The organism is Amycolatopsis keratiniphila (genome assembly GCF_000400635.2).
GTDB classification, from domain to species: domain Bacteria; phylum Actinomycetota; class Actinomycetes; order Mycobacteriales; family Pseudonocardiaceae; genus Amycolatopsis; species Amycolatopsis keratiniphila.
This window is the reverse complement of the sequence record NC_021252.1, coordinates 7,265,237-7,291,458: the sequence shown is the minus strand read 5'-3', so window position 1 is coordinate 7,291,458 and position 26,222 is coordinate 7,265,237. Positions and strand designations below refer to the sequence as shown.

Sequence of the window (26,222 nt, the reverse complement as noted above, 5' to 3'; positions counted from 1 at the left end):
TCGGGGTCGGGTTCAGCCGGATGTCATGAAAGGGTCGTTCAGGACGGAAAACGTCCTGAACGACCCTTTCATGACATTTGGGGAGTGCCTCGAAACCCGAGGCGGTCCGGCGCTGGCACGATGGCGGACATGAAGGTCATCGGGTTGCTGGGCGGGATGAGCTGGGAATCGTCGGCCGAGTACTACCGGCTGGTGAACGAGCGCGTCCGTGAGCTGCGCGGCGGGTACCACTCCGCGCGCACCGTGCTGTACTCCGTGGACTTCGCCGAGATCGAGGCGATGCAGGCCGAGGGCCGCTGGGACGACGCGGGACGCGAACTGAACCGCGCCGCACGCGCGCTCGAAGCCGCCGGAGCGGACTTCGTCGTCCTCTGCACCAACACGATGCACAAGGTCGCCGACCGGCTCACCGACGGTCTGGGCGTCCCGCTCCTGCATCTCGCCGACACGACGGCCGTCGCGATCAAGGCCGCCGGCGTCGAGCGCGCCGGCCTCCTGGGCACCGGTTTCACCATGGCCCAGCCGTTCTACCGCGAACGCCTCGCCGCGCACGGCCTCGACGTGCTCGTGCCGGACGAGGACGACCGCGAGACGGTGCACCGGGTCATCTACGACGAACTCGTCCACGGCGTGGTCACCGAGGAGTCCCGCGAGCGGTACCGCGAGGTCATCGCGAGGCTCGTCGAGGCGGGCGCGGAGGGCGTGATCTACGGCTGCACCGAGATCGAGCTGCTCGTCGGTCCCGAAGACAGCGCAGTGCCCACCTTCCCCACGACGAGGCTGCACGCCGAAGCGGCCGTGGACTACGCGCTGGGCAAGGCCTCACTCCCTCCCGCGGTGTGACGTTCGTGCTGGGCGACCGTCTGCCGCCACAGCCTGTCCTGTTCTTCACCGGTGAATCCGCCGCGAGCCACACCGAAGACGTCCTCGATCGCCGTCCACCACTCGGCCGGTGATTCCAGCACGGTCTTGCCGCCCGGCAGACCGCTCAAGGTCAGCGCGCGCAGCGAATCCACCCCTTCCGCGTCGCGCCGCTGCAGCACCAGCGTGCGGACGAAGCCGGAAGTCGCGGACGTCGACAGCTCGACGTGCTTTTCGGCGAAGTCGGCCATCACGGCCGTCTCCGGGGCGAAATCCATCCCGACGAAACTGCCCTGCGGATCGTGGTCGAACCGCCAGCCGCCCGGCGTGATCTCCGAGGGCCGGATCCGGAACACCAGCGGGCCTTGTTTGTACTCGCCCTCACGCAGCGGGAGCGGCTGGTGGATGCCGTCCCCGAGCCCGACGTCGAGCAGCCAGCCGACCTCGGGCGCCTCCGGCAGCCCGGTCACCGTCAGGGCCAGGTGGTTGAGGTGGATCCCGGCCGCCTCACCATGGCCCTGCACCCCGCCCGGATGCCGGGTGACCTGGTAACCGAGGGCCCGCAGCAGGGCCGAGAACGCGCCGTTGAGGTGATAGCAGTAGCCGCCGCGGCCGGCGGCGATCCGGCCGAACGACACCGCCGGATCCAGCGAGGTCACCCGGCCGAGCTGGACTTCCAGATCTTCGTACGGCACGCGCTCCACATGGGCCGCGTGCAGGCGGAAAAGGGCATCGAGACTCGGCGGCTCGTGCTCGAGGCCGAGTCGCGCGAGGTAGGCGGGCACGTCCACGTGCTCCGAAGAAGGGAACCCCATGTGATCGACGGTAGCGGGCACCACCGACAAATCAGGGTTCTCACGGAGGCGATCCCGCCGATCCACGTCGTAGCCTGGGCAGGTGACCACTTTGCCTCCCCAGCCGGTCCCGGCGAGCGAGTCGTCCGGTACGGATCCGGCCAAACGCGTCCTGCCGCCGAACCCGAGGGCCGCCGCGATCGTGGCGCTCGCCTTCACCGCGCTGCTCTACCTGGTCGAACTGGTCGACGTCGTGCTGCCCGCCGACCTCGACCAGAGCGGGGGCATCGTCGCCCGCGAGGTCTCCGATCTCGACGGCGTGCTCTGGGCGCCGCTCCTGCACGCGGGCTGGGGGCATCTGTTCTCCAACACCGTCCCGGTGCTGGTGTTCGCCTTCCTCGCGATGTCCGCGGGGATCGGCCGGTGGGTGCTGGTCACCGCGATCATCTGGGTGCTCTCCGGCCTCGGCGTCTGGCTGATCGCGCCGGGCGGCACGGTGACCGTCGGAGCGTCCGGCGTCGCCTTCGGCTGGCTCGCGTTCCTCCTGGTCCGGGGCATCTTCAACCGCGCGGTCGGGCAGATCCTGGTCGCCGTGGTGCTGCTGGGCATCTGGAGCGGGATGCTCTGGGGACTGCTTCCGGGTGACACGGGCATCTCCTGGCAGGGACACCTGTTCGGCGCGCTTTCCGGGGTCTTCGCGGCCTGGTTGATGGCGCGCGCCGACAGGTCCCGAGCCAGGAAAGCGACCGGCCCCGGTAGCCTCGCCGGGTGACCAAGCCGAGCGCCGACGCCCCGATCGGGGTCTTCGATTCCGGGGTGGGCGGGCTCACCGTCGCCAGGGCGATCCTGGAGCAGTTGCCCGGTGAGCAGCTGCGCTACGTCGGCGACACCGCCCGCAACCCGTACGGTCCGCTTCCCATCGCGACGGCACGCCAGTACGCGCTGGAAGCGCTGGACGACATCGTCGAAGGCGGGGTGAAGGCGCTGGTCATCGCCTGCAACACCGCCTCGGCCGCCTGCCTTCGCGACGCGAGGGAGCGCTACGACGTCCCCGTGATCGAGGTCGTCCTCCCGGCCGCGCGCCGGGCCGTGTCCGCCACGCGTTCCGGGCGCATCGGCGTGATCGGCACCGAGGGCACCGTCCGGTCCCGCGCCTACGACGACGCCTTCAACGCCGCGCAGGACGTCGAGATCACCAGCGTCGCGTGCCCGCGGTTCGTGGACTTCGTCGAACGCGGGATCACCACCGGGCGCCAGGTGCTCGGGCTCGCTCAGGGCTATCTGGAACCACTGCTGGACGCGCAGGTCGACACGCTGGTCATGGGCTGCACGCACTACCCGTTGCTGTCCGGGGTGCTGCAGATCGTCATGGGCCAGGACGTCACGCTGGTGTCCAGCGCCGAGGAGACCGCGCGTGACCTCGTGCGCGTCCTCACCGAGGCCGATCTCCTCGCCGAGCGCGACACCCCGCCGCGGCACGAGTTCGTCGCCACCGGATCCGCCGAGCCGTTCACCAGACTCGCTCAGCGGTTCATGGGCTTCGCTCCGGGTGTGCTGGCTCCCACCAGCGCCTAAAATCGCCGATTCCGTGCTTAAGGTGTCACAGTGCGTCTCACGATCCTCGGCTGCTCCGGCAGCATCCCCGGGCCCGACGCCGCCGCGTCCGGCTACCTGCTCGAGGCGGACGGGTTCGTCCTGGGGCTCGAACTCGGCAACGGGACGCTCGCCAGGCTTCAAGCCCTGCGCGACCCGTTCGACCTGGACGCGCTGATCCTTTCGCACCTCCACCCCGATCATTGCGCCGACGTCAGCGCGCTCACCGTGCTGCGCCGCTACCACCCGGCGCTGCCGTATCCGGCGAGGCCGCGGCGGCTCCCGGTGTACGGGCCGTCGGACGTGCACGAGCGGCTCGCCCACGCGTACGCCGCGAACGAGGACGAGCGGGCGATCACCGACCTTTCCGACGTCTTCGCCTTCGAGGCGCTGCGAGCCGAGCCCATGGAGATCGGGCCGTTCGAGGTCACCGCGGTCCCCGTCGACCACCCGACCCCGGCGTTCGGCCTGCGGTTCTCATACGGCGGCAAGACCCTCGCCTACACCGGTGACACGGGCGTCTGCGACAACCTGACCGATCTCGCCTGCGGCGTCGACGTCCTGCTGTCCGAAGCGTCGTGGACCGACTCGCCCGACCGGCCCGCCGGAGTCCATCTGTCCGGTAAGGAAGCGGGCGAGCTGGGGCGCAAGGCCGGGGTGGGGCGCCTGCTGCTCACCCATGTCGCGCCCTGGACCGACCGCGGCGCCGTCCTCGCCGAGGCGGCCGTCGCGTTCCCTGCGGCCGAGCTGGTCGAGCAGGGCGCCGTCTACCACCTCTGACGCGGGGTTCTAGAGTGGCGGCCGTGGCGAGAAAAGACGGCAGGAACGACGACCAGCTTCGCGACATCAAGATCACCCGCGGTTTTCAGCGGTGGCCGGCGGGATCGGTGTTGATCGAATTCGGCGACACCCGGGTGCTGTGCGCGGCGAGCGTCACCGAAGGCGTCCCCCGCTGGCGGGCCGGTTCCGGCCTCGGCTGGGTCACCGCCGAGTACGCGATGCTGCCGTCGGCGACCAACACCCGCAGCGACCGCGAATCCATCAAGGGCCGCGTCGGCGGCCGTACGCACGAGATCTCCCGGCTGATCGGCCGGTCCCTGCGCGCCTGCATCGACCTGGCGGCGTTGGGGGAGAACACGATCGTCATCGACTGCGACGTCATCCAGGCCGACGGCGGTACCCGCACGGCCGCGGTGACCGGCGGCTACGTCGCGCTCGCCGACGCCGTCACCTGGCTCGGCGCCGCGGGCCGCCTCGCCGACCCACAGCCGCTTTCGTCTTCGGTGGCCGCGGTGAGCGTGGGTGTCGTCGACGGCCGGGTGCGCCTGGACCTGCCCTACGAAGAGGACTCGCGCGCGGAGGTCGACATGAACGTCGTCGCCACCGACGCGGGCACCCTGATCGAGGTGCAGGGCACCGGCGAGGGCGCGACCTTCGCCCGGTCCACTTTGGACACCATGCTGGACGTGGCGCTCGCGGGTTGTGAGGAACTGACCCGCCTGCAGACCGAAGCGCTCGCGCTGCCGTACCCCGGCGAGCTCCCCGAGCCGCGTCCCGACAAGAAGAAGGGTGCCAAGTGACCAAGCTGCTCCTCGCCACCCGCAACGCGAAGAAGCTCGGCGAGCTCCGGCGAATCCTGGTGGCGGAAGGGATCGAGGGCGTCGAGGTCATCGGTCTCGCCGACGTCCCCGAGTTCCCCGAAGCCCCCGAAACCGCCCCGGACTTCGAAGGCAACGCGCTCGCGAAGGCCCAGGACGCGGCCGCCGCGACCGGTCTCCCGGCCATCGCCGACGATTCGGGCATCGCCGTCGACGCGCTCAACGGCATGCCGGGCGTGCTCTCGGCGCGCTGGTCCGGCAAGCACGGCGACGACGACGCGAACCTGGATCTCGTGCTGGCGCAGCTGTCCGACACGCCCGACGAGCGCATGGGCGCCGCCTTCGTCTGCGCGGCAGCGCTGGTCGTGCCCGGTGGCGACGAAACCGTGGTGCGCGGGGAATGGCGCGGCTCGCTGATCCGGGAACGCCGTGGTGCCAACGGATTCGGCTACGACCCGATCTTCGTGCCCGAAGGGGAGACGCGGACCTCGGCGGAGCTGGAACCGTCCGAAAAGGACGAAGCTTCGCACCGGGGGAAGGCGTTGCGGGCGCTGGTGGGGGAGCTCCGGAAGCTGGCGGGCTGAGCTGGTCGTGAGTGGCGTTTCGGGTTAGGGCGAAGGGGTCCTGCGTACCTCCCTGGACTTTGGCCACGGCTGATCGCGGGTCGGGTCCGTGAAGGCCTCCTTGCCTACCCTGAAGGTAGTGAAGGAGGCCTTCACTACCTTCAGGGACCCCACCCGGGGGTCGTGAGTGGCGTTTCGGGTTAGAACCCGAAACGCCACTCACGAGGCTCACGCCAGAGAGAGGTCCCGCAGCAGCTTCGCGACGTGCCCCGTCGCCCGCACGTTGTACTGCGCCACGGCGATCTTGCCCTCGGGGTCGACGACGAACGTCGAGCGGATGACGCCTTCGTAGACCCTGCCGTAGTTCTTCTTCTCCCCGAAGGCGCTGTACGCCTTCAGGACCGTCTTCTCCTCGTCGGACAGCAGCGGGAACGTCAGGCCCTCCGCCTCGACGAACTTCGCCAGCTTCGCGGGCTTGTCGGGCGAGATGCCGAGCACCTGGTAACCGGCGTCGTTGAGCTGCGCGAGGCTGTCCCGGAAGTCGCACGCCTGCTTCGTGCAGCCCGGCGTGCCGGCGTTCGGGTAGAAGTACACGACGACCGACTTGCCGCGGAAGTCGCTGAGCTTGACGTCGTTGCCCTCGCTGTCGGGGAGGGTGAAGTCGGGCGCTTTGTCGCCGGGGGAAAGTCGCTGCTCGGTCATGACGCACACGGTAGCGAACCGGCGGCGTCAAACCTTTCCGCAGTACTTCGCGGCGACGGGCTCCGACTGGCTCGGCCGCACCTGCAGGCGCAGCCGCACCGGCCGGTCCGGGACGGCGAACGCCAGGTTCAGGTGCACCGACCGGCCGGGCGCCACGTCCTTGCCGGCGTCCGCGACGCCGTTGTAGCCCTGCACCGGGTCGACGACCTGTTTGACCGACGTGGTCTCCCCGTCGACCTCACCCGTCACGGACAGTCCGGAGAGCCGGTACGTGCCCTCGCCCGCGTTCGTCACCTCGATGCCGAAGGCCACCGCGCGCGGGCTCTGCGGATACGCCGACGCGCTGGGGCGAAACGACTTCGGCGCGGAGACGGAGATCGTGACGCCGGTCGCGAACCGGTGCGGAGCGCCGAACGCCAGGTCGCCCTCGGCGTGTGTCGCGGCCAAGCCCTGCGCGGGGGCGTCCGCACCGAGCACGGCGGCACCTTTTTCCGGTGCCGGGACCCCGCACGCGGCCGCCAGCATCAGCGAGCAGGCGGCGATGAAGAGCTTCGGGGTGCGCGGGGGCGCCATGTGCGGTTACTCCAGTCGGAGGTGCGGGTGGGCCGTTCGAGGTAGGTATTAGTGCCGAAGAGTCCAGAGTGACGGTCTTCCGCAGCCGAGAGGAGCGGCACGGCCGGGTTGAGGCGCACCTGGTGTACAGCCGTGGCCGATCCGTGATCGGAAGGGCACGGCTAGTGACAGCCGTCACCTCGATGGCACATCCGCGCCGGATCAGACGGCGAAGGCGAAGAACAGGATGAAGATCGCCAGACCGGACACCCAGGCCACGATCAGCCAGCCGAAATCGCGCATCGGATCGACCGCCCGGCTCTCCTCGCCCGGGACGTAGACGCCGCGCTCTTCGAACCAGTCCGCCCACCGGGTCAGCCAGCGAAAGGGGCTTCGAGACGCCATGGTCATCACAGTACGGGCATGGGGGAGCCGAGTCAGCCATGGAGGGGCCGCCCGAAAGGGCGAACCGGACGAACCAGTTATCGCCCACTAGGCCCTTTTGTCCAACTAGTTCACCCGTCAGGCTGTAACGATGGCGCTGGGAATAGATATCTACAGTCGCTTTCAATCCGTTACCAATTGGCAGGCCGTCAAGAACCACGGCGTGACGTTCGTCTTCGTCAAGCTGAGCGACGGCGGCGGCCTCCCGAACGGCGGCCGCAACACCGGCGACGCGCTGGTGGCGGGCGCGAGATCCGTCGGGATCCCGGTGGGGGGCTATCACTACGCCCAGGCGAGTCCTTCGCCGGAGGCGCAGGCGGACGTGCTGATCGGGGAGGTCCGGCGCCTCGGGGCGACCGGATGTGTCCCGATGCTCGACCTCGAGGACAATCCGCCGGGTTCGGGAACGCCGAACATCCCCGACTCGCGCAAGCGGGACTTCTCGATCAGATTCTGCAATCGCGTGGCCGGACACGGCTTCCGGCCCGGTATCTACATGAACAACTCGCTCGCCAAGATGCTGCGCCCGGATCAGTTCGGCGTGTCGAACCTCGTCATCTGGATCGCGCGCTACGGCGCGAAACCCGATCCGGCCGCCGGCCGGTACGACATCCACCAGTATTCGGACGCCGGCCATGTCCCCGGCATCCGCGCGAGCGCGGTCGATCTCAACGAGTCCTACACGAACGCCCACTTGACCGGCGGCGGCGCCGCCCCGAAACGGAAGGCGACGACAGAACTCATGGAACGCAGGACCATTCCGGCCAGCCCGTCCGTCACGTCCGTGCGCTTGTTCCTCTCCGGCAGCGAGACGGCCGCGATCATCGTCCGCCCGCGGGTCGACGGGGACGGCATCACCGACGCGCCCGTGTGGCAGGGCAACATCTACGCTTGGGGAAGCGACAAGGTCGGCGTCGGCGGGAATCCCACGCAGACGCCCGGATTCAACCCGAAGACGGTTTCGCACCGGCGGTACCACCTGCCGGGCGCGGTGTGGGCCGACTTCGAATACAGCTCGAACGTGGAGTTCGAAATCGACATCGTCGGCTGAACCCCGGAAGTCCGTGAAGGCCTCCTTCACGGACTTCCGGGCCCGTCACCGGCCAGGGGCCGCGTCACGGACGGCGTCCACGATGAACTGGTATCCCGTGCACCGGCACAGATTCCCCGAGATCGCCTGCCGGATCTCGGTGTCCGTCGGGTCCGGATTCTCCTTCAGCAGTTCCGCCGCCGTCGCCAGCATCCCCGGCGTGCAGAAGCCGCACTGCAGCCCGTGATGCTTCCGGAACGACTCCTGCAGCGGATGCAGTTCGCCGTCCGATGCCAGCCCCTCGACCGTCACGATCTCCGAGCCGTCCACCTGCGCCGCCAGCAGGCAGCACGCACGCGCGCTCGCCCCGTCGAGGGTGATCGTGCACGAGCCGCAGACGCCGTGTTCGCAGCCGACGTGCACCCCGGTGAAACCCAGGTCGTGGCGCAGGAAATCGGCCAGCGTCCGCCGTGGTTCGCAGTCGGCGCGGTAGGTCCCGCCGTTCACCGTCAGGGTGACCGTGATCATGCGTCCTCCTTGGCTCGCGCGAGCGCCCGCCGGGTGAGTACCGCGGCCATCTCGCGCCGGTAATCGGCTGGAGCGTGGAGATCGCCGGGTGGATCGGTCGCGGTGGCCGCGAGGTCCGCGGCGAGAGCGATCGCGTCGCCGGTCATCGGGCCGCCGGTGAGCGACTCTTCGGCGGCGGTGGCCCGGATCGGTGTCGGACCGGCGCCGGCGACGGCGATCCGCACGGATTCGCAGACCTCACCCGCCATCGTCACGGTCGCGAAGACAGCGACCAGTGCGAGATCGCGACTCCGCCTGCTCAGTTCTTCGACGGCCCAGCCGCCTCGATGCGACGGCACCGAGATCCGCGTCAGGAGCTCGCCGCGGCCCAGCGCCGTCCGATGCGGGCCGAGGAAGAAATCCCGTGCCGCGACGATCCGTTCCCCGGAAGCACCGTGGACCGCGAAATCGGCGTCGAGCGCGACCATCACCGCGGGCAGTTCCGCGGCCGGATCGGCGTGCGCGAGACTGCCGCCGATGGTGCCCCGGTTCCGGATGGCCACGTGTCCCACGTGGCCGAGCGCTTCGGCGAGCAGGGGGACTTCGGACCGGACGACGGCGGACGTCTCGACCGAGCGGTGCCGGGTGAGCGCGCCGATCTCCAGCCGTCCGTTCTCCTTGCGCAGGAAGGAAAGTTCATCGAGCCGGTTGATGTCGACCACCAGCGAGGGCCGCGCCTGACGCAGGTTCAGCAACGGCACGAGACTCTGTCCGCCCGCCAGCACACGCGCGTCCGGAGTACCCAGCGCTTCGATGGCCTCGTCGAGCGACGAAGCCCGCAAGTACTCGAACGGCGCGGCCTTCACCGGCCCGCTCCCCGCTTCAGCGCGGCCAGCAGCCGTGGCGGCGTGATCGGCAGCGAGGTGATGTCCACGTCGTATTCGCGCAGCGCGTCCTCGACGGCGTGCGCGATCGCCGCGCCGCCGCCGATCACGCCCGCTTCGCCCATCCCCTTGAACCCGCCGGGAACGTGCTCGGCGGGAGTCGACATATGCGAGACGGAGAACGGCGGGATCTCGGTCGCGGTCGGCAGCAGGTACCCGGTGAACGACGTGGTCTCCATCCGCCCGTCGGCGCCGTAGACCAGTTCCTCGTACAGCGCCCCGCCGATCGCCTGCGCCGCGCCGCCGTGCAGTTGCCCGTCCACGATCTTCGGGTTGATGACGGTGCCGCAGTCGTGCGCGATCAGGTAGTCCAGCAGTGTCACGACGCCGGTCTCCTTGTCGACTTCGGCGAGGACGGCGGTGCAGCCGAACGAGGTCGCGACGTTGACCGGGTCGTAGACCTCGCGTTCCTCCAGCGTCGGCGTCTCGTCCTCGGGCCAGACGCCGTTCAGCCGCCGGTACGCCGCGTCGCCGATCGCGGCGAGGGTGACTTCCCTGCCGGGTACGCCGTTCACCGAGACGACACCGTCCTGAATGGACAGATCGTCGGGCGAGGCCTCCAGGATGTGCCCGGCCACCCGCAGGATCTTCGCCCGCAGCCGGGTCGACGCGTTCAGCACGGCCGCACCACCGACGGCCGCCCCGCGGCTCGCCGCCGTGCCGTAACCGGTGTACGGGCAGCTTTGGGTGTCCCCGGAGAGCACGGTGACGTGGTCGAGCGGGACGCCGAGGGTATGCGCGGCCACCTGCGCCAGCGTCGTGTGGATGCCCTGCCCGATGGCGGACAGTCCCGTATGGACGGTGACATGGCCGGTCGAGTCGACCCGCACGACCTCCTCGTCGAATCCGGAATGCCCCAATCCGGCGAGGTTGATGATCCTGCTCGGCCCGAACCCGGTCAGTTCGTTGTGGAACGCGTATCCGATACCGACACCGTCTCCGCGACGTTCCGCCCAGCCCGCGTCTTCGACGGCCTTCAGGCAAAGATCGAGGCAGTCCTCGTAGCGGCCGCTGTCGTAGACGAACACCGGGCCCTGGTACGGGAACGCTTCCGGTGGGATGAAGTTCTTGCGCCGCACCGCGTGCGCGTCCATGCCGAGCCGTTTCGCCAGCTGCTCCACCAGGTGTTCGTGCACGAAGTTCGCCTTCGGCAGCCCGTAACCGCGAAACGATCCGTACGGCGACCGGTTCGTCATCACGGCGACGAGGGTGAGTTCCGCGTTCGGGATGGCGTACGGCCCGGTCAGGAGCGCGGTCGTCGTCCAGCACGGGCTGGCGCCGACGGTCCCGAGCACGCCGCCGAGGACGCCGTACACGGTGGCGCGCAGGCCGGTGATCGTGCCGTCGGCCTTGGCCGCGAGTTCGACGTCGATCTTCTGCTCGCGAGAGTGCGCGTTGGCGACGAAGCTCTCCGCGCGGTCCTCGATGAGCTTGACCGGTTTCCCGGTGCGCCGCGAGAGGATCGCCGCGACGACTTCCTCGGCGTAGAAGTCGAACTTGTTCCCGAAGCCGCCGCCGACGTCGGGCGTGCGCACGCGGATCCGGTCCATCGGGAGCCCGAAGACCTCGCCGAACAGTTCGCGCGCGAGGTTGGGCGCCTGCGTGGCGAGCCAGACGTCGAGCCGGTCGGTGAACGGGTCCCAGGTCGCCACCACGCCGCGCGTTTCGATCGGCGTGCCCATCTGGCGGGCGAACCGGAACGACTCGGTGAGCACGACGTCGGCCTCGGCGAACGCGGTGGCCACGTCACCCATCGGGATGGTCCCGGTGCCGGCGATGTTGTCCGGCCAGTCCTCGTAGAGCTTCGGCGCGTCGTCCGCCAGCGCCTGTTCGAGCGTGCCGGCGGCCGGGAGTTCCTCGTACTCGACTTCGATCAGTTCCAGCGCGTCTTCGGCGGTCGCCCGGTCCTTCGCCGCGACGGCCGCGACGCCTTGGCCGTGGTAGCGCACCTTGCCGATGGCCAGGGCGTGGGTCTCCGGCGTCCGCATGTCCGGCAGGTTCGCCCAGATCACCGGTTGAGGTGTCTTCGTGAGCGCCCGGACGTCCTCGCCGGTGATCACCGCGAACACGCCGGGATGGGCTTCCGCCGCCGTGGTGTCGACGCGCAGGATCCGCGCGTGCGGCAGGGGACTGCGGAGGACGGCCGCCTCCAGCATCCCCGGCAGCCGTACGTCGTCGATGTACCGCGCCCGCCCGGTCAGCAGGCGGACGTCCTCCTGCCGGGTCACGCTCGCGCCGATCAGCCCCATGGCCTCACTTTTCCGTACCGAGGGCCCCTCGCGCATCGTGCACACGGGTCATGGCCTCCCGATCGGACACCGGGAGCCACTGCCGCTCCGGATCGAAGGGCCGGTACGTGGAGCGGACGTGCTCGATCAGCCGCGGCAGCGTGGGATGCCGGTTCTCGTGCCGCCACAGCAGCGAAAACGGGTACACCGGCGTCGGATCGACGAGCGGGATCTGGACGACGTCCGGATGCCAGGGCACGTGCATCTTCGCGCCGACGAAGCCCAGCCGGTCCTTCGACCCGCTGAGCACCTCGATGTGATGTTCGAGCCCGAAGTTCGGGCCGTCGGTGTCGACCAGGATGCCGAACGCCGGGCACAGCTCCGCCCAGAACTCCGCCCACTCGCTGGCCCGCGCGTTGTAGGGCATCCAGGCCGTCAGTCCTTCGAGTTCCGCCATCGCCACCCGTCGCCGCCGTGCGAGCGGGTGCCGCCGCCCGACCAGCAGATTCGCCGGTTCCAGATAGGCGGGCGTGCGGCCGATCCCCGGGGCAGGCGCGGTGCTGACGCGCGCGAAGGCGGCATCGACGGACTCGGGCAGCACGGACCGGCGCACCGCGCCCAGCCCGGGCGTGACGAGTTCCAGTTCGTCGTCGTGGCCGGCGTGGAACGCCCGGATGACCTCCATGGTCGCCAGCCGCGTGCCGAGGACGTCGACGCGCAGGGGACGCCGTCTGCCCTGAAGACGCTCGACGGCTTGGTCGGCGAGGCTGATCAGCGCCCGGGCGTGTTTGAGGAACTCCTCGCCGTCTTCGGTCGGCTCGGCGCCTCCGCGTGTTCGCGACAGCAGCCGCACACCGAGATCGGTCTCGAGCTTGGCGACGCGTTTGGAGACCGCCTGCTGGCTCATGTCCAGCCGGATCGCGGCCTCGCTGAAGTACCGGTCCTCGGCCACCGCGACGAACGCGCGCACCGCGCCCAGATCCAAGTCCACTGTGCTCCCTACAACCTCTGGTTGTCACCGATCGCGTGTCGCTTGTTGGACTACACCGGCCCCGCACCGGTCCAATCGCCGCGTCGGACCGGAATCGTACAACCGTGGGGAGTGACCGGTGGACTCCTTCGTGCACCTGCACGTTCATACCGAGTACTCGATGCTCGACGGCGCCGCCAAGATCGCGCCGCTGTTCGCCGAGGCCCGGCGGCTCGGGATGCCCGCCGTGGGCATGACCGACCACGGCAACATGTACGGCGCGGACGAGTTCTACCGGCAGTCCGTCCGGGCCGGGCTCAAGCCGGTGATCGGCATCGAGGCCTACCTCGCGCCCGAGTCGCGTTTCCACAAGAAACCGGTGTTCTGGGGGCGACGTGGCGACGGCGGCGACGTCTCCGGCGGCGGCGCCTACACACATATGACCATGCTCGCGGAGAACGCGACCGGGCTGAGGAACCTGTTCAAGCTGTCCTCGCTGGCCAGTTTGGAGGGCTACTACCGCAAGCCCCGGATGGATCGCGAACTCCTCGCCCGGCACCACGAAGGCGTCATCGCCACCACCGGCTGCCCGTCCGGCGAGGTGCAGACCAGGCTCCGGCTCGGCCAGCCGGACGAGGCGATCCAGGCGGCTTCGGACTATCGCGACATCTTCGGCGCGGACGGCTTCTTCCTCGAACTGATGGACCACGGTCTCCCGATCGAGCGTTCCGTGCGGGACGGGCTGCTGGACATCGGGCGCAGGCTGGACCTGAAACCCCTGGCCACCAACGATTCGCACTACGTCACCCGGGATCAGGCCCCGGCGCATTCGGCACTGCTGTGCGTCCAGTCCGGCAAGACGCTCGACGACCCCGGCCGGTTCAAATTCGACGGCGACGGCTACTACCTCAAGTCCGCGCAGGAGATGCGGGAGTACTGGGACAAGGAGGTTCCGGGCGCGGCGGATTCCACGCTGCTCGTCGCCGAACGGGTCGAGCCTTACGACGACGTCTACCGGCACGTCGACCGGATGCCGGTCTTCGAAGTCCCCGAAGGACACGATGAGGAATCCTGGCTGCGGGAGGAGGTCGCGGCCGGGCTCCGCCGCCGTCTGCCGGACGGCGTCCCCGAGGCCTATCTCGCCCGTGCCGACTTCGAGATCGGCGTGATCGCCGACAAGGGTTTCCCGGCGTACTTCCTGATCACCGCCGACCTGATGAACCACGCCCGCCGCGTCGGCATCCGAGTCGGTCCCGGCCGCGGTTCGGCGGCCGGCTCGCTCGTGGCGTACGCGCTCGGCATCACGAACCTGGACCCGATCGACCTCGGCCTGCTCTTCGAACGGTTCCTCAACCCCGAACGGGTCTCCATGCCCGACATCGACATGGACTTCGACGACCGGCGGCGCGGCGAGATGATCCGGTACGCCACCGACAAGTACGGCGCCGAGCACGTCGCCCAGGTGATCACCTTCGGCACCATCAAGACGAAGGCGGCCATCAAGGACGCCGCCCGCGTCCACTATGGACAGACCGGGTACGCGATCGCGGACCGGATCTCGAAGACGCTCCCGCCGCCTGTCGCGGCGAAGGACATCCCGCTCGCCGGGATCGTCGAGCCGGACCACGAGCGGTACGCCGAAGCGGCGGAGGTCCGGGCGCTGCTGGAAAGCGACGGCGAGGCGGCCAAGATCTTCGAGACCGCGCGGGGCCTCGAAGGGCTGATCCGCAACGCGGGTGTGCACGCCTGCGCCGTCATCATGTCGAGCGAACCGCTGCTCGACGCGATCCCGTTGTGGCGCCGGGACGACGGCGCGGTCATCACCGGCTGGGACTACCCGTCGTGTGAGGCCATCGGCCTGCTGAAGATGGACTTCCTCGGCCTGCGGAACCTCACCGTCATCGGTGACGCGCTCGACAACATCAAGGCCAACCGCGGCGAGGACATCGACCTCGACACGCTCGGCGTGGACGATCCGGCGACCTACGCACTGCTCGCCCGCGGCGACAGTCTCGGCGTCTTCCAGCTCGACGGCGGGGCGATGCGGGATCTGCTGCGCCGCATGGGGCCGACCGGTTTCGGCGACATCATCGCGGTGAACGCGCTGTACCGGCCGGGGCCCATCGCGATGAACACGCACAACAACTACGCGGACCGCAAGAACGGCAGGCAGCCGATCGAGTCGATTCATCCCGAACTGGCCGAGCCGCTGCGCGAGATCCTGGCCGAGACCCACGGCCTGATCGTGTACCAGGAACAGATCATGCGGATCGCGCGCGACGTCGCCGGCTATTCCATGGGCCGCGCCGACGTGCTGCGCAAGGCGATGGGCAAGAAGAAGAAAGAGGTGCTGGAGAAGGAGTTCGAAGGGTTCCGCGACGGCATGCTCGTCAACGGTTTCTCCCTCGCGGCCGTGCGTGCGCTCTGGGACGCGATCCTGCCGTTCGCCGGGTACGCGTTCAACAAGTCACACGCCGCCGGTTACGGCCTGGTCGGCTATTGGACCGCGTACCTGAAGGCGAACTACCCGGCCGAGTACATGGCGGGCCTGCTGACTTCGGTGGGGGACAACAAGGACAAGTCGGCGGTCTACCTCTCGGAATGCCGTCGGCTGGGGATCGAGGTGCTGCCGCCGGACGTCAACGAATCGGGGCTCAGGTTCGCCGCGGTGGGCGACGCGATCCGGTTCGGGCTGGGCGCGGTGCGCAACGTCGGCGCGAACGTCGTCGACTCGATCATCAAGACCCGGCGGGAGAAGGGGAAGTACGCGTCGTTCACCGACTTCCTCGACAAGTCGGAACTGCTGGCCTGCAACAAACGCGTCATCGAATCACTGGCCAAGGCGGGCGCGTTCGACTCGCTCGGGCACACGCGGCTCTCGGTCGTGCGGGTGCACGAGGACGCGGTGGACGCCGTGGTGCCGCTGAAGCGCAAGCAGGCCATGGGGCAGTTCGACCTCTTCGGGTCCGGTGAGGAACGCGAGGAGGACACCTCGCCGCTCGCGCATCTCAAGTACGGCGTCGAGGAGTGGCCGCGCAAGGAACTGCTGGCCCACGAACGGGAAATGCTCGGGCTCTACGTGTCGGCGCATCCGCTCGACGGGGCGGAGCACGTCCTGCGCGCGCACGCGCCCCGGCCGATCGCGGCGATCCTCGACCATCCGCCGAGGGAGGGGGAACTGGTCGTCGCCGGGCTCATCACGTCGCTGGAACGGCGGGTGAACAAGAAGGGCGAGCCGTGGGCGATCTGCACGATCGAGGATCTGGACGCCGCGCTCGAAGTGCTGTTCTTTCCCAAGGCGTACGCGCTTTTCGCCGCGGATCTGGCCGAGGACAACGCCGTCCGCGTCAGCGGCCGGGTGAACTGGCGGGAGGACAGGATGTCCGTGTTCGGCGGCGGACTCGTACCGCTCGACCTTTCCGCGGGGGAACCACCGCTGACCCTGCACGCGACCGCCGAGCGGCTGACCGAGGACGCGGTCCTCGAACTGAAGCGGACTCTGCTGGTACACAAAGGACGGACGCCGGTCCGGGTGAAGCTCGCCGAGACGTGGTACGCGCTCGACGACTACCCTGTCGCCGTCAGCTCGACGCTGCTGGGTGAGCTGAAGTCCATTCCCGGCATCACGCCGCGCGCCGCTGCATCCTGAGCTGCCCGATCTCCGACACGTTCTTCATCAGTTCGGCGTTCACCCAGGCGACGGTGTGGGCGAAGGTCAGCCCGGCTTCCTCGCCGAACGGGTACGCGGAGGGCGCGTCGAGGTCGGCGTCGGTCGAGCGGTCCAGCACGGCCAGCCATTCCTCGCGGAGGCCGCCGAGCCAGGCGACGACGGTTTCCGCGCCGGGCCAGGTGATTTCCGTGCGCGCGCGGGGAGTCCGCCCGTTCGCGTGGTCCAGTGCGACGCTCCACCACCAGCCGATATGCCAGGTGAGCCAGGCGATCGTGGGGACCGGGACGGGATCGGGTTCGGCGTCGGCCCAGTCGGGGGTGCCGTCCGGCCGGATCGTCCAGCAGAGGGCCGCGGGTTCCCAGAGGAAGTCTCTCGGCTCCAGATCGGCCAGGTGGTACTCGAACAACGACCAGGTCAGATCGAACTGCCAGCGGGACAGCTCCGAACGCGATACGGACACGCGCCGGATCCTCCCTTCGGGACACCGCGGTCGCAACCGGTTTACGGTGCGGGCATGAGCCCCTATGTCGCGCAACGGAACGGCCGGGCGGCGACCGCCGAAGACCTGGCACCCCTCGCCTTCACCGGCTTCGCGCACTTCACGGCCATGCAGGTGCGTGACGGCCGGGTCCGCGGTCTCGACCTGCACCTGGACCGGCTGCGGAGTGCTTCGCTGGAGCTGTTCGGCGAGGCCCTGCCGGAGGATCGGATCCGCTCGTACGTACGCGAGGCGCTGAAGTCCGGGCCCGCCGACGTCTCCCTCACCGTGACGATCCACCTGCCGGGTGACCTCGAAGTCCTGGTGCGCACCCGGCCCCCGGCTTCGGGTCCGGCCGGGCCGCTGGCGCTGACCGCCGTCGAGCACGAACGCTTCCTCCCCGCCATCAAGCAAACGGGCGAGACGGCGAAGACGTACTTCCGACGGCAGGCCGTCGCCGAAGGGTTCGACGACGCGGCGTTCGCCGACCGTCAGGGCAGGTTGAGCGAGGCGACGATCTGGAACCTCGCCTTCTGGGACGGCGATACGGTGGTGTGGCCCGAAGCCGCTCTGCTGCGGGGAACGACGATGGGCATCGTCCAGCGACGTCTGGAGGGGCTCGGTGTGCCGCAACGACTCCAGGAGGTCACGCTCGCCGACCTGCCGGGGCTCGGCGGCGCGGTGGTCATGAACTCGTGGACGCCGGGGATCACGGTGCGCCGGATCGGCCCGGCGCCGCTGCCGGAGGCGCCGTCGTTCGTCGGGACACTGCACCGGGCTTACGAAACAGAACCTCTCGTACGACCTTGAAAGGGAAGAAATCGATGAAGATCCTCGTGGTCGGTGCCACCGGGACGATCGGGGCCGCGGTCTCGTCGGCCCTCACCGCGCGCGGGCACACGGTGCTCGCCGCGTCCCGCTCCGGCGAGGTCGGAGTGGACGTCGAGCAGCCCGCCACGCTCGACGCGCTCTTCGCCGCCGAGCCGGGTATCGAGCACGTCGTGTGTTGCGCGGGGAGCGGCTCGCTGGTCCCGGTCGACGGCGGCAGCGACGAAGAGTTCACGCAAGGCCTGCAAGGGAAACTGCTCGGGCAGGTGTTCCTGCTGCGGCATGCGATCCCGCATCTGCCGGACGGCGGGTCGGTCACGCTGACCGCGGGCCGGATCCCGGAAACGTTGCGCGGCGGTGCTTTCGGTGTCCTGACCAACGCCGGTCTCGAAGCCTTCGTCGCCGCGGCGGCCCGCGAACTGCCTCGCGGGCTCCGCGTCAACGCCGTCAGCCCCGGCTGGGTGCGTGAGACGCTGGCGGCGCTCGGTGAACCGGAAGGCGGCACCCCGGCGGCCGACGTCGCGCGCAGCTACGTCGAGAGCGTGGAGAACGCGGATCTCAACGGACGGACGTTGACCCCGTGACCACCCATGACAAGGACAGACAGGAATTCCTCCGGCTGGCCGGGCTGGCGACGCCGATGGCGCTGCGCGTCGCGGTGACGCTGGGGCTGCCGGACCGGTTGTCCGGCGACGGCGCGGCCGCCGGCGACCTGGCGGCGGAACTCGGCCAATCCCCGCTCGCGCTCGATCTGCTGCTGGGGCATCTGACCACGCTCGGCGTTCTCGAACGGACGTCGACCGGCTACCGCACCACCGAGTACGGCGCGAAACTCCGCGCCGACGCGGGAAACGGCCTCGCCGGACTCCTGGACATCAACGCCGCCGGCGGGCGGGGCGAACTGGCGTTCGTCGAGCTCGCGCACAGCATCGCCACCGGCGAGGCGGGCTACGTTCGCCGCTACGGCAAGGACTTCTGGGCCGATCTCTCCGAGAACCCCCATCTCCGGGAGACGTTCGACCGGCAGATGACCCAGCGGTATCTGACGCAGGTGCCGCGATTCGTCACCGGGTTCGACTGGTCCCGCTTCGGCACGCTCGTCGACGTCGGCGGGGGTCACGGCAGCCTGCTCGCCGCGATCCTGAAGGCCAACCCGTCGATGCGTGGCCACCTCGTCGATCTCGCGCCCACCGCGGCCGCCGCCGAAGCGGAGCTGCGCGAGCAGGGGCTCGGAGACCGGGTCGAGGTGAGCGCGGGGAGCTTCTTCGACCCGCTCCCGGCCGGGGCCGACGCCTATCTGCTGTCCGACATCCTCCACGACTGGGACGACGAGCACGCTCATCGCATCTTGGCCCGATGTGCCGAGGCGGCCGGTGCCGGAAGCCGGGTCCTCGTCATCGAGGCGGTCGGCGGACTCGGGGCCCAGACCGAGTGGGACCTGGTCATGCTCGTGCTCTACGGCGGCCGCGAGCGGCGTCTCGACGAGCTCCGCGAACTCGCCGCCGCGCACGGCCTGGTCTTCGACTCCGTCACCACCCTGACCGAGCAGCGCAGCCTGCTGGAGTTCCATCGCGAAGATATTCCTTGACAAGAATATTCTGCCAAGTGAATACTTCTCGGCATGGAGCAGATCGCAGCAGCACTGGGAGACGGAGCGAGGTGGCGCCTCGTCGAGCTTCTCGCCGAGCGGCCCCGGTCCGTCGGTGAGCTCGCCGAGCTGACCGGCCTGCGGCAACCGCAGACCACCAAGCACCTGCAGACCCTCGCCCGCGCCGGGCTCGTGACGGTGTTCCCGCTCGGGCAGCGTCGGGTCTACGCGGTCGAAGCGGGTCCGCTGAAGGACCTCGAAGGACGGCTGCGGACGCTGATCACGACCATCGAGGCGAACGCGGGCGAGCGAGACGTCCTCGCGCGCTATCAGGCCGCGATCGGTGCCGACACCGAGGCCGCGAAGCAAGACCGGTGGGCGGACGGACGGGCGTTCTCGTTCGACCGTCTGCTCACCGCGCCGCGGGACGACGTCTGGCGGCACTGGACCGAACCCGCGCTGCTCGCGTCCTGGTGGGTGCCGCCCTCGATGACCGTCACCGACTGCGTCATCGAGCCGTGGGCCGGTGGCCGGGCCGTGCTCGACTACCGCGACGCCGAAGGGCGCTACCGGTCCGCGGGGAAGGTCCGCGCCGCGGCCGAACCCGGACACCTCGAATTCGACCTCTCGGTGCTGACCGCCGAGGGCGACACCTTCTTCACCGGTCACTACGACCTGAAGTTCACCGAGGCGCCGGGCGGGACCCGGCTCCAGCTCGACCTGCGCATCACCGAAACCACCGTCGGGGCCGTCCCCTTCATCGCCGGTATCGAAACCGGCTGGGGCCAGGTGCTCGACAACCTCGCGACCACGCTGACTCAGGAAAAGGACTGAACGACATGACGAACCACACCGCCCGCCGCGTCACCGCCAACATCAGCCTCACCCTCGACGGCCACTACAGCGGCCCCGGCGGCCCTGGCGACCTGGGCGCGATCGTCTCGTACGCCACCACCGACGTCGCCCGCGCCCACCTCGCCCGCATCCACGAAACGGCGACCACCGCGGTGCTCGGCAGGCTGAACGCCGAGGGCTTCCTGGGCTTCTGGCCGACTATCGCCGCCGACGAGAACGCCGACCCCCGCGACCGCGCCTACGCGAAATGGCTCACGGACGCGGAAAAGGTGGTCTTCTCGACGACTTTGACCGAAGCGCCCTGGGATCGCGCCCGCGTCGTGAACGCCCCGGCCGGCGAGGTCATCGCCGACCTCAAGGCGAACGGGGAAGGCGACATCCTGGTCAACAGCAGCGCCAGCGTCATCAAGGCCCTGCTCGCGGACGACCTGATCGACCGGCTGTACCTGATGATCTGCCCGGAGATCACCGGCGGCGGACAGCGGCTGTTCGCCGACGGCCTGCCCGCGTCGAAGTGGGCGCTGGCTTATCAGGAGGTCGGAGAGCTGGGCGAGATGGCGCTGGTCTACGACCGGGTGCGCTGATCCGCCGGGAGGTCGTCGCCGAGTGGTTCCGGCGGCGCCGCCTCGGCGGGGGCGGGCGGGAGCGCGGCGCTCCTGGTCTCCAGGGCGCGAAGCCGCCGCTTGATGTCGCGCAGCTCGGTGAGCAGCGAGTCGGGCTGGTTCACTCGGGTCATGCTGGTCCTCCGCTGATCGGTGACACGGTGAGCTGCACCTGTTCTTCGCCCGCGTCGTCGCCCGGTGTCACTTCGAGCCCGACGATCCGGACCCGGAACTGGGTGCCGAGCGGGAAGAAGTCGTCGCGCACCACGATGAGCGCCTGATCGCCGACGGCGTACGAGCCGAGCACCGGATCCAGATCGCCCCGGACGACCAGCTCGGGCAGCACGACCGGATCGGCCGCGGCGGTCAGCGCCGAGCGGGCCTGCGAACGGAGCAGCTCCGGGTCGCTCAAGTTCACGAGCGACACCTCGGTCTCCAGCAACAGGCGCGCGGCCGAGTTGTCCTGCGCGATGCCGACCTGCTGGCCCGCTTCGTTCTCGTCGCCGAGGGCGAACACCCGGGTCGCCATCGAAGACCCGTCGCGTGGCCACGAGTACTCGATGAGGTTGCCGCCGAACTCCCACACATGAGGCGTGCCCTGCTGGCCCAGTTCCGGTGTGCCGACCCGCAGCCGGCGCACGGCGTGGCCGCCCTCGCCGTAGACGACGTCGAACGCGAAGTCCGGGCCACCCTCCAAATTGGACAGTTCGCGCAGCGCGTCGCCGACGGATTTGAGCTCACGGCCCGGATAACCGATCGTCCGCTTGATCCCGGACGTGACGGACGGGTCGGATTGGATCCGGATGTTGCCGCGCGGATGACCTTGCGCGGTGGCGACCAGGTTGCGGGCGATCTCGGTCTGGTCGATGTTCGTGTACGTGACCTCGATGCCGGCCAGGGTGCCGCTCGACGGAGCGAAGTCCTTCGGCAGCACCCGGCGGTGGTCGAAATAGGACAGGAATCCGGCCGCGCCGATCTCGATCGCGCGGCCCGCCGACGAGTACTTGCTCGTCCAGATGATCCCGCCCCAGACGAGCACGCCGTCGCGCTCGACGTACAGCGCCGTTTGCGCGGGCCTGGTCACGAATTCGGGCTCGCGCACGGCGATCCGGGGATCGCCGAGCACGAGCTGCCCCTGGAATTCGCCCGCGTCGTTGAGCGCCGAGCTGAACGACACGTCGCGCAGCGGCAGTTCCGCGTGCACCTGGCCGGTCCGCAGATCGGCCACGATGTACCGATAGCGGGCGTTGTTCCGGTTCGCCATCGCCGGATCAGCCCAGCAGGTAGGACGTGTGCAGCATGACGGTCTCGTCGACGGGCACCGCGACGCTGCTGTCGGTCCACATGGCCAGGTCACCGTTCTTCTCGATACTCAGGTCGAGGAACTGGTGCGAGCCGACGTGGTGGCCGCTCCAGGTGTTCCCGGCCCAGCGGTGGGCGTACTGCGGCTGGTAGGCCTGCGGCATCGTCAGGATCACCGTGCCGTGTCCGGCCGGGGTGTTCTGGCGCGTGACCGCGCCCCGTACGTACACCGTGGGGCCGATCCTGCGTACGTGGACCACGGTGGCGTCCTGGTTGTCACCTGGTCTTCCCGCCGTCCAGCCGGCGACCACGGGCACGACCTGCCACCCCGTGTCGTCTTCCACCAGCAGCGACTTCCACGCGGTGCCGGTCCAGAACTCGAGCCTGCCGGTGTCGGCGCGATGCACGTACAGGCCGGGGTAGGCGTCGAGGGGACGCTCGCTCGCGTTGCGCACCGGCAGGATCCCGCCCACCGCGCAGGTGTACGGCCGCAGGTCGGTGATGTCGCCTCCGGTCACGGCCGAAGTGTTGGCGCGCACCGTGATCCTGGCGAGTTTGAGCACATCGCCGGTCACCACGGGGTCGGCCGGCTGCGACGCGGCCGTACCCGCGACGACCTCGACGACGAACTTCGACGTCGCGTCGCCGTACTGCGCGTCGGTCTGCCGGGCGACGACGAGGTCGTGCCGGTTGTACGAGCCGTGCGCGGGCACCTTCAGCACGTCAAGCGTCTTCTGCTCGTCCAGGGTCGCAAGGTAGGCGCCCGCGGCGGCGTGCCGCGTGCCCTGGATGACGGCCTGGAACGGTTGCACGGTCACGTTTCCCGACGGCGTCGAGGTCGCGCGGACCACGCCGGGGTCGCCGGGGGCGGGCCGCACGCCGGTGCGGGACTGGGCCGGGGTCCTGCCGGGCGCGGCGAGGGCCGCGGTGGCCAGCCGGGCGTCCTCGGCGTCGACCACGGCGCCGCCGACCCAGCCGGAGTCGCGTTCTGGCATGGTTTCGTCTCCTAGCTGGGGATCGCGAGAACGTTGATGGAGTCGTAGGGATGGCCCCAGCCGACATGGGCCGAACCGTCCCCGTCGAAGCGCTGGATGCCCAGCTCGACGGTGACGACCGTGTCGGCGGGCTGACTGGCGATCCCGGTGACTGAACCGGTGGCCATCCCGGCGCCGATCGGGGTGTTGACCACGGTCAGGCCGACCGTGGTTCCGTTGGCCTGCAAGGTGATGTCGTACCGGTCGGCCGCGCCGGAGGTGTCGTAGAAGGCGATCGCCGTGATCAGCAACCGTCGCGGGAAGTACACGGCGGGGATGGTCAGCCGGTTGAACACGAGGCGGTTGCCGCCCACCGTGTCGCCGCCTTGCGGCCAGCCCGCGTCGTTGGGTCCGTAGATCGCCAGCGAGTTCGCCACCGCGGGTTTCCACGCCGTGCCCTCGTAGGCCTCGAGCACCCGGAGGTCCTGCCGGTACGCCAGCTGACCGACGTAAGGCACCGCGGGCCGGTTCACCTCACCGTGGACGGGTACGACACCGCCGACGGAGCTGGTGAAGACGCGCCGGTCCAGCAGCTGCGCCGAGCCGATCGTGGTCGCGTTGGCGGGCACAGTGATCCTGGCCAGCACGATGACGTCACCGGCCACCGTGGGCTCCACCGGCGTCTGCGCGGGCGTTCCCGCGACCAGGCTCACCGTCATCGCCGACGTGGTGTCGCCGTACTGGGCGTCGGTCTGGCGCGCGACGATCAGGTCGTACCGGGTGTAGGTCGCGTGGGCGGGCACGGCGCCGAGCACGTCGATGGTCTTGGCCTGATCGAGGGTCACCAGGTACGAGCCCGCGACGGGTGAACGGGTGCCCTGGATGACCGCCTGGAACGGGTTGACCTGGACCTTGCCGGACGGCGGGCTGGTCGGGGCGACCCGGCCCGCGCTCGCCGCCGGCCGCAGCCCGGTGCGGCTCTGCACCGGGGAACCCCCGGCGGCCACGAGGGAACCGGTGGCGAGCCGGGCGTCCTCGGCGTCGACGACGCCACCGGACAGCCAGGCGGAATCGCGCTCGGGCATCAGCGGGCTCCTAGTCTCGGGATGGTCAGCTCCATGCGTCGCGCCATTCGGCGGTCAGCCGCGTGGCCGGGTCGTAGGCGGCGGCCCGGAACGCGATGTCGATCCCGCCACGGCCGAGCGGGAACCAGCGTGAATGGGGCAGCATCACCGAGCGGCGCGACGCGAGGCCTTGCAGCAGCACGGTTCGCGCGTCGGTGTCGACGACGAGCACCTCGCCCGCGGCCAGCTGGATCTGGAAGGCGAGCTCCTCGCCGGTCTGGGTGTTGATGATCACCGGGTCGGCGCACGGGCCGCCGATCTTCCACGTCGGCCAGGCCGCCACCGTGCCGGTGTTCTCCAGCGAAAGCCTGCCGCCGGTGGCGCCGGTGCCGAAGTCCAGCGGGAAGGTCAGCGGGAACTTCAGCCCGCCCGCGGCACTGGGCAGCGGACAGGTCGCGACGCGAAGTTCGGCGGAGTAACGCAACGGGTCCGGCGCGGTGACCTGCACAGAGAACTCGAACGCGCCGGCCTTCTTGTCCAGGATCTTCGACTCGCCGGAAAGCCGCACCATCGCCCGGCGCACCACGTGCGGCTCGGTCACCACGAGCGGGAACAGCCGGGAGCCGTCGTTGAGCACGGCGGCGAGCCGGTCCTTGGCGCGTTCCTTGCTGATCCGGTCCGGCGCGACCGCGGTGCCCTCCAGCGTGATCACCCTCGGCGAGCGATAGGACGGCGCGTCGAAAGCGCCGTCCCGCTCCGGCCGATCGGTCAGTGTCAGCCGGACGGCGGGCGAGGAGGCCCAGCCCTCCTCCTTCGTCACCCACCACTCCACGCCCTCGGCGTCGACGGTGTTGCCCGCCCAGCCGTCGACCGTGAAAACCGGTTGCTGCAGAACGGTTCCGGGGGCCCGCATCGCGGTCATCGCTTCCCCGCCCAGGCCAGCTCGCGCGCGGCGATCCGGCCGATCTCGTACTCGGACTGGCGTGCCCTCGGGTGGATGTTCACCGTGACCGGCTTTTCGTCGCGGCGTTTGTTCGTCAGGTCGAGCAGCCGCGGCAGCTGCGACAGCGGGATGATCGCCTCGGCGTGCCCGGCCTCGGCGACGTTCACCAGCCGCCCGCCCGGCACCGGCGTGGCGATACCGCCCTCGGCCAGCTGCGGGATCTGCGGCAGGTTGATGCCGAACGTCTTGCCGCCGACGAACGGCACCCAGTCCGGGATGGTGACTTTGACGCTGTTGAGGCCCCGGATCGCCATGTTGACCAGACCGATGATCGCGTTGATCGGGGCCTTGACCGCGCCGAGCACCGCTTCGAACGCGGCACGCGCGAAACCGGCCAGCCCGTCCCACGCCGCGCGCAACGCGCCGGTCACCCGGTTCCACACGGCCGGGATGGCCTCGCCGATCCAGGTGATGACCGGCATGATCACGTTCTTGATGCCGTTCCAGGCACCGGAGACGACCGTGCTGATCACGTTCATGGCCGTGCGGAAGATCGTGGAGATCACGTTCCACACGGTGGAGATGACCGTCTGGATGACGTTCATGACGGTCCGGATCACCGTCATGACGACGGTGATGTACGTGCGGACGTAGGTCTCGATCCAGGGCCACACGGCGCTGATGATCTTGCGGATGAAGTCCATCACCGCGCCGACGACCTGGCCGATTATCCGGAAGGCGGCGGACACGACTTGTCGCACGCGCTGCGACTGCATGGCCATGTCGACGATCTTGGAGACCAGCGGCAGCAACAGACTGAGCAGGAAACCGAGGACGTTGGCCTTCATCGCGGCGTTGAGTCCTCTTTGGGCGGTGGTCGCGGTGCGCAGCCCCTGGCTGAACCGGGAGAAGAACCCGCCACCGGACGCCGCCTGCCGCCCGGCCTGCTGCACGGACCTGGCCGCCTGGTCGGCCGCGGTCTTGAGCTGGCGGACCTGGGTGGTGCTCTGGCTCGTGGCCGTACGGAACCGGCCGCCCGCCCCACTGGCCTGCGTCAGCGCCGCGCGGAACCGGCCGACCGCGCCCGTGGCCTGTACCAAGGCATTTCTCATGCTGGCTGGCTTCCTTCGTC

28 protein-coding genes are annotated in these 26,222 nt (G+C 69.7%); 13 read left to right on the top strand and 15 right to left on the bottom strand.

The genetic code is table 11. The features are described from left to right. The first annotated feature begins 129 nt into the window (after nt 1–129). Nucleotides 130–843 (top strand): aspartate/glutamate racemase family protein, encoded by a 714-nt coding sequence (locus tag AORI_RS73485; RefSeq protein ID WP_043849136.1) that lies wholly within the window; start codon nt 130–132, stop codon nt 841–843. Here the strand turns inward: AORI_RS73485 and AORI_RS73480 are convergent. Beyond that, nucleotides 804–1,676: an arylamine N-acetyltransferase family protein gene (locus AORI_RS73480; RefSeq protein WP_043848348.1), complete on the bottom strand. Its 873-nt coding sequence runs from the start codon at nt 1,674–1,676 to the stop codon at nt 804–806. The genes AORI_RS73485 and AORI_RS73480 overlap by 40 nt on opposite strands. Before the next feature lie 82 nt (nt 1,677–1,758). Here AORI_RS73480 and AORI_RS73475 point away from each other — a divergent pair, with 82 nt between their 5' ends. The 5 genes from AORI_RS73475 to rdgB are packed head-to-tail and all read left to right on the top strand — an operon-like array spanning nt 1,759 to nt 5,430. Further along, nucleotides 1,759–2,427 carry a rhomboid family intramembrane serine protease gene (locus AORI_RS73475; protein ID WP_043848347.1) on the top strand — a complete coding sequence of 223 codons (669 nt, stop codon included), beginning with the start codon at nt 1,759–1,761 and terminating at the stop codon, nt 2,425–2,427. After that, a complete protein-coding gene (gene murI / locus AORI_RS73470) occupies nt 2,424–3,230 on the top strand; it encodes a glutamate racemase (protein ID WP_007028257.1) in 807 nt (268 codons plus the stop codon). The genes AORI_RS73475 and murI overlap by 4 nt, the downstream gene beginning before the upstream one ends. A gap of 30 nt (nt 3,231–3,260) precedes the next feature. Then, the gene (locus AORI_RS73465) at nt 3,261–4,028 is read left to right on the top strand and encodes an MBL fold metallo-hydrolase (protein WP_016336783.1); all 768 of its coding nucleotides are present in this window, start codon (nt 3,261–3,263) and stop codon (nt 4,026–4,028) included. 23 nt (nt 4,029–4,051) lie between these two features. Beyond that, complete coding sequence (gene rph, locus AORI_RS73460; protein ID WP_037342521.1) at nt 4,052–4,828, top strand: ribonuclease PH; 777 nt, start codon at nt 4,052–4,054, stop codon at nt 4,826–4,828. Beyond that, nucleotides 4,825–5,430: an RdgB/HAM1 family non-canonical purine NTP pyrophosphatase gene (rdgB, locus tag AORI_RS73455; protein WP_016336781.1), complete on the top strand. Its 606-nt coding sequence runs from the start codon at nt 4,825–4,827 to the stop codon at nt 5,428–5,430. Before rph ends, rdgB begins: the two co-directional genes overlap by 4 nt. A 207-nt stretch (nt 5,431–5,637) precedes the next feature. Here the strand turns inward: rdgB and bcp are convergent, their stop codons facing one another. The 3 genes from bcp to AORI_RS73440 all read right to left on the bottom strand — a co-directional run bounded on the left by bcp (nt 5,638) and on the right by AORI_RS73440 (nt 7,068). Further along, nucleotides 5,638–6,111 (bottom strand): thioredoxin-dependent thiol peroxidase, encoded by a 474-nt coding sequence (bcp, locus tag AORI_RS73450; protein ID WP_016336780.1) that lies wholly within the window; start codon nt 6,109–6,111, stop codon nt 5,638–5,640. A 27-nt stretch (nt 6,112–6,138) separates the two neighbouring features. After that, a complete protein-coding gene (locus AORI_RS73445) occupies nt 6,139–6,684 on the bottom strand; it encodes a hypothetical protein (protein WP_016336779.1) in 546 nt (181 codons plus the stop codon). A 201-nt stretch (nt 6,685–6,885) separates the two neighbouring features. Continuing rightward, nucleotides 6,886–7,068, bottom strand: coding sequence for a hypothetical protein (locus AORI_RS73440; protein ID WP_007028251.1), 183 nt, complete (start codon nt 7,066–7,068; stop codon nt 6,886–6,888). Nucleotides 7,069–7,198: 130 nt separating this feature from the next. On the opposite strand from AORI_RS73440, the gene AORI_RS73435 reads away from it, so the two are divergent. Beyond that, nucleotides 7,199–8,158, top strand: coding sequence for a glycoside hydrolase family 25 protein (locus AORI_RS73435; protein WP_228688234.1), 960 nt, complete (start codon nt 7,199–7,201; stop codon nt 8,156–8,158). 45 nt (nt 8,159–8,203) lie between these two features. Here AORI_RS73435 and AORI_RS73430 read toward each other — a convergent pair whose 3' ends face one another. The 4 genes from AORI_RS73430 to AORI_RS73415 are packed head-to-tail and all read right to left on the bottom strand — an operon-like array spanning nt 8,204 to nt 12,807. Beyond that, nucleotides 8,204–8,665: a (2Fe-2S)-binding protein gene (locus AORI_RS73430; protein ID WP_016336776.1), complete on the bottom strand. Its 462-nt coding sequence runs from the start codon at nt 8,663–8,665 to the stop codon at nt 8,204–8,206. Continuing rightward, on the bottom strand, nt 8,662–9,510 hold the full coding sequence (locus AORI_RS73425; RefSeq protein ID WP_016336775.1) for an FAD binding domain-containing protein: 849 nt from the start codon (nt 9,508–9,510) through the stop codon (nt 8,662–8,664). The genes AORI_RS73430 and AORI_RS73425 overlap by 4 nt, the downstream gene beginning before the upstream one ends. Continuing rightward, nucleotides 9,507–11,837, bottom strand: coding sequence for a xanthine dehydrogenase family protein molybdopterin-binding subunit (locus tag AORI_RS73420; protein ID WP_016336774.1), 2,331 nt, complete (start codon nt 11,835–11,837; stop codon nt 9,507–9,509). The genes AORI_RS73425 and AORI_RS73420 overlap by 4 nt, the downstream gene beginning before the upstream one ends. 4 nt (nt 11,838–11,841) lie before the next feature. Then, on the bottom strand, nt 11,842–12,807 hold the full coding sequence (locus AORI_RS73415) for a LysR family transcriptional regulator (RefSeq protein ID WP_016336773.1): 966 nt from the start codon (nt 12,805–12,807) through the stop codon (nt 11,842–11,844). Between the two features lie 118 nt (nt 12,808–12,925). Between AORI_RS73415 and dnaE the strand changes: the two genes are divergently transcribed. After that, complete coding sequence (dnaE, locus tag AORI_RS73410; protein ID WP_016336772.1) at nt 12,926–16,435, top strand: DNA polymerase III subunit alpha; 3,510 nt, start codon at nt 12,926–12,928, stop codon at nt 16,433–16,435. On the opposite strand, the gene AORI_RS73405 is transcribed toward dnaE, so the two are convergent. Continuing rightward, nucleotides 16,410–16,916, bottom strand: a complete 507-nt coding sequence (locus tag AORI_RS73405) for a DinB family protein (RefSeq protein WP_016336771.1) — start codon at nt 16,914–16,916, stop codon at nt 16,410–16,412. The two genes, dnaE and AORI_RS73405, sit on opposite strands and share 26 nt — an antisense overlap. Before the next feature lie 54 nt (nt 16,917–16,970). On the opposite strand from AORI_RS73405, the gene AORI_RS73400 reads away from it, so the two are divergent. Genes AORI_RS73400 through AORI_RS73380 form a run of 5 tightly spaced genes read left to right on the top strand, consistent with a single transcriptional unit; the run spans nt 16,971 to nt 20,789 of the window. Next, the gene (locus AORI_RS73400) at nt 16,971–17,744 is read left to right on the top strand and encodes an aminotransferase class IV family protein (RefSeq protein WP_016336770.1); all 774 of its coding nucleotides are present in this window, start codon (nt 16,971–16,973) and stop codon (nt 17,742–17,744) included. Nucleotides 17,745–17,758: 14 nt separating this feature from the next. Beyond that, a complete protein-coding gene (locus tag AORI_RS73395; RefSeq protein ID WP_016336769.1) occupies nt 17,759–18,346 on the top strand; it encodes a short chain dehydrogenase in 588 nt (195 codons plus the stop codon). After that, nucleotides 18,343–19,350: a methyltransferase gene (locus AORI_RS73390; protein ID WP_016336768.1), complete on the top strand. Its 1,008-nt coding sequence runs from the start codon at nt 18,343–18,345 to the stop codon at nt 19,348–19,350. The genes AORI_RS73395 and AORI_RS73390 overlap by 4 nt, the downstream gene beginning before the upstream one ends. Before the next feature lie 33 nt (nt 19,351–19,383). Continuing rightward, a complete protein-coding gene (locus tag AORI_RS73385; RefSeq protein WP_016336767.1) occupies nt 19,384–20,184 on the top strand; it encodes a metalloregulator ArsR/SmtB family transcription factor in 801 nt (266 codons plus the stop codon). Between the two features lie 5 nt (nt 20,185–20,189). Beyond that, nucleotides 20,190–20,789 carry a dihydrofolate reductase family protein gene (locus AORI_RS73380; RefSeq protein ID WP_016336766.1) on the top strand — a complete coding sequence of 200 codons (600 nt, stop codon included), beginning with the start codon at nt 20,190–20,192 and terminating at the stop codon, nt 20,787–20,789. Here the strand turns inward: AORI_RS73380 and AORI_RS83960 are convergent. The 6 genes from AORI_RS83960 to AORI_RS73355 are packed head-to-tail and all read right to left on the bottom strand — an operon-like array spanning nt 20,771 to nt 26,202. Then, on the bottom strand, nt 20,771–20,941 hold the full coding sequence (locus tag AORI_RS83960) for a hypothetical protein (RefSeq protein WP_167337781.1): 171 nt from the start codon (nt 20,939–20,941) through the stop codon (nt 20,771–20,773). The two genes, AORI_RS73380 and AORI_RS83960, sit on opposite strands and share 19 nt — an antisense overlap. Continuing rightward, a complete protein-coding gene (locus AORI_RS73375; RefSeq protein ID WP_016336765.1) occupies nt 20,938–22,071 on the bottom strand; it encodes a hypothetical protein in 1,134 nt (377 codons plus the stop codon). The genes AORI_RS83960 and AORI_RS73375 overlap by 4 nt, the downstream gene beginning before the upstream one ends. Before the next feature lie 7 nt (nt 22,072–22,078). Continuing rightward, nucleotides 22,079–23,104 carry a hypothetical protein gene (locus AORI_RS73370; protein WP_016336764.1) on the bottom strand — a complete coding sequence of 342 codons (1,026 nt, stop codon included), beginning with the start codon at nt 23,102–23,104 and terminating at the stop codon, nt 22,079–22,081. An 11-nt stretch (nt 23,105–23,115) separates the two neighbouring features. Continuing rightward, a complete protein-coding gene (locus AORI_RS82570) occupies nt 23,116–24,168 on the bottom strand; it encodes a hypothetical protein (protein ID WP_016336763.1) in 1,053 nt (350 codons plus the stop codon). A 25-nt stretch (nt 24,169–24,193) separates the two neighbouring features. Then, nucleotides 24,194–25,069, bottom strand: a complete 876-nt coding sequence (locus AORI_RS73360; protein WP_016336762.1) for a phage distal tail protein — start codon at nt 25,067–25,069, stop codon at nt 24,194–24,196. Further along, nucleotides 25,066–26,202 (bottom strand): phage tail protein, encoded by a 1,137-nt coding sequence (locus tag AORI_RS73355; protein ID WP_016336761.1) that lies wholly within the window; start codon nt 26,200–26,202, stop codon nt 25,066–25,068. The genes AORI_RS73360 and AORI_RS73355 overlap by 4 nt, the downstream gene beginning before the upstream one ends. Nucleotides 26,203–26,222: the final 20 nt, after the last annotated feature.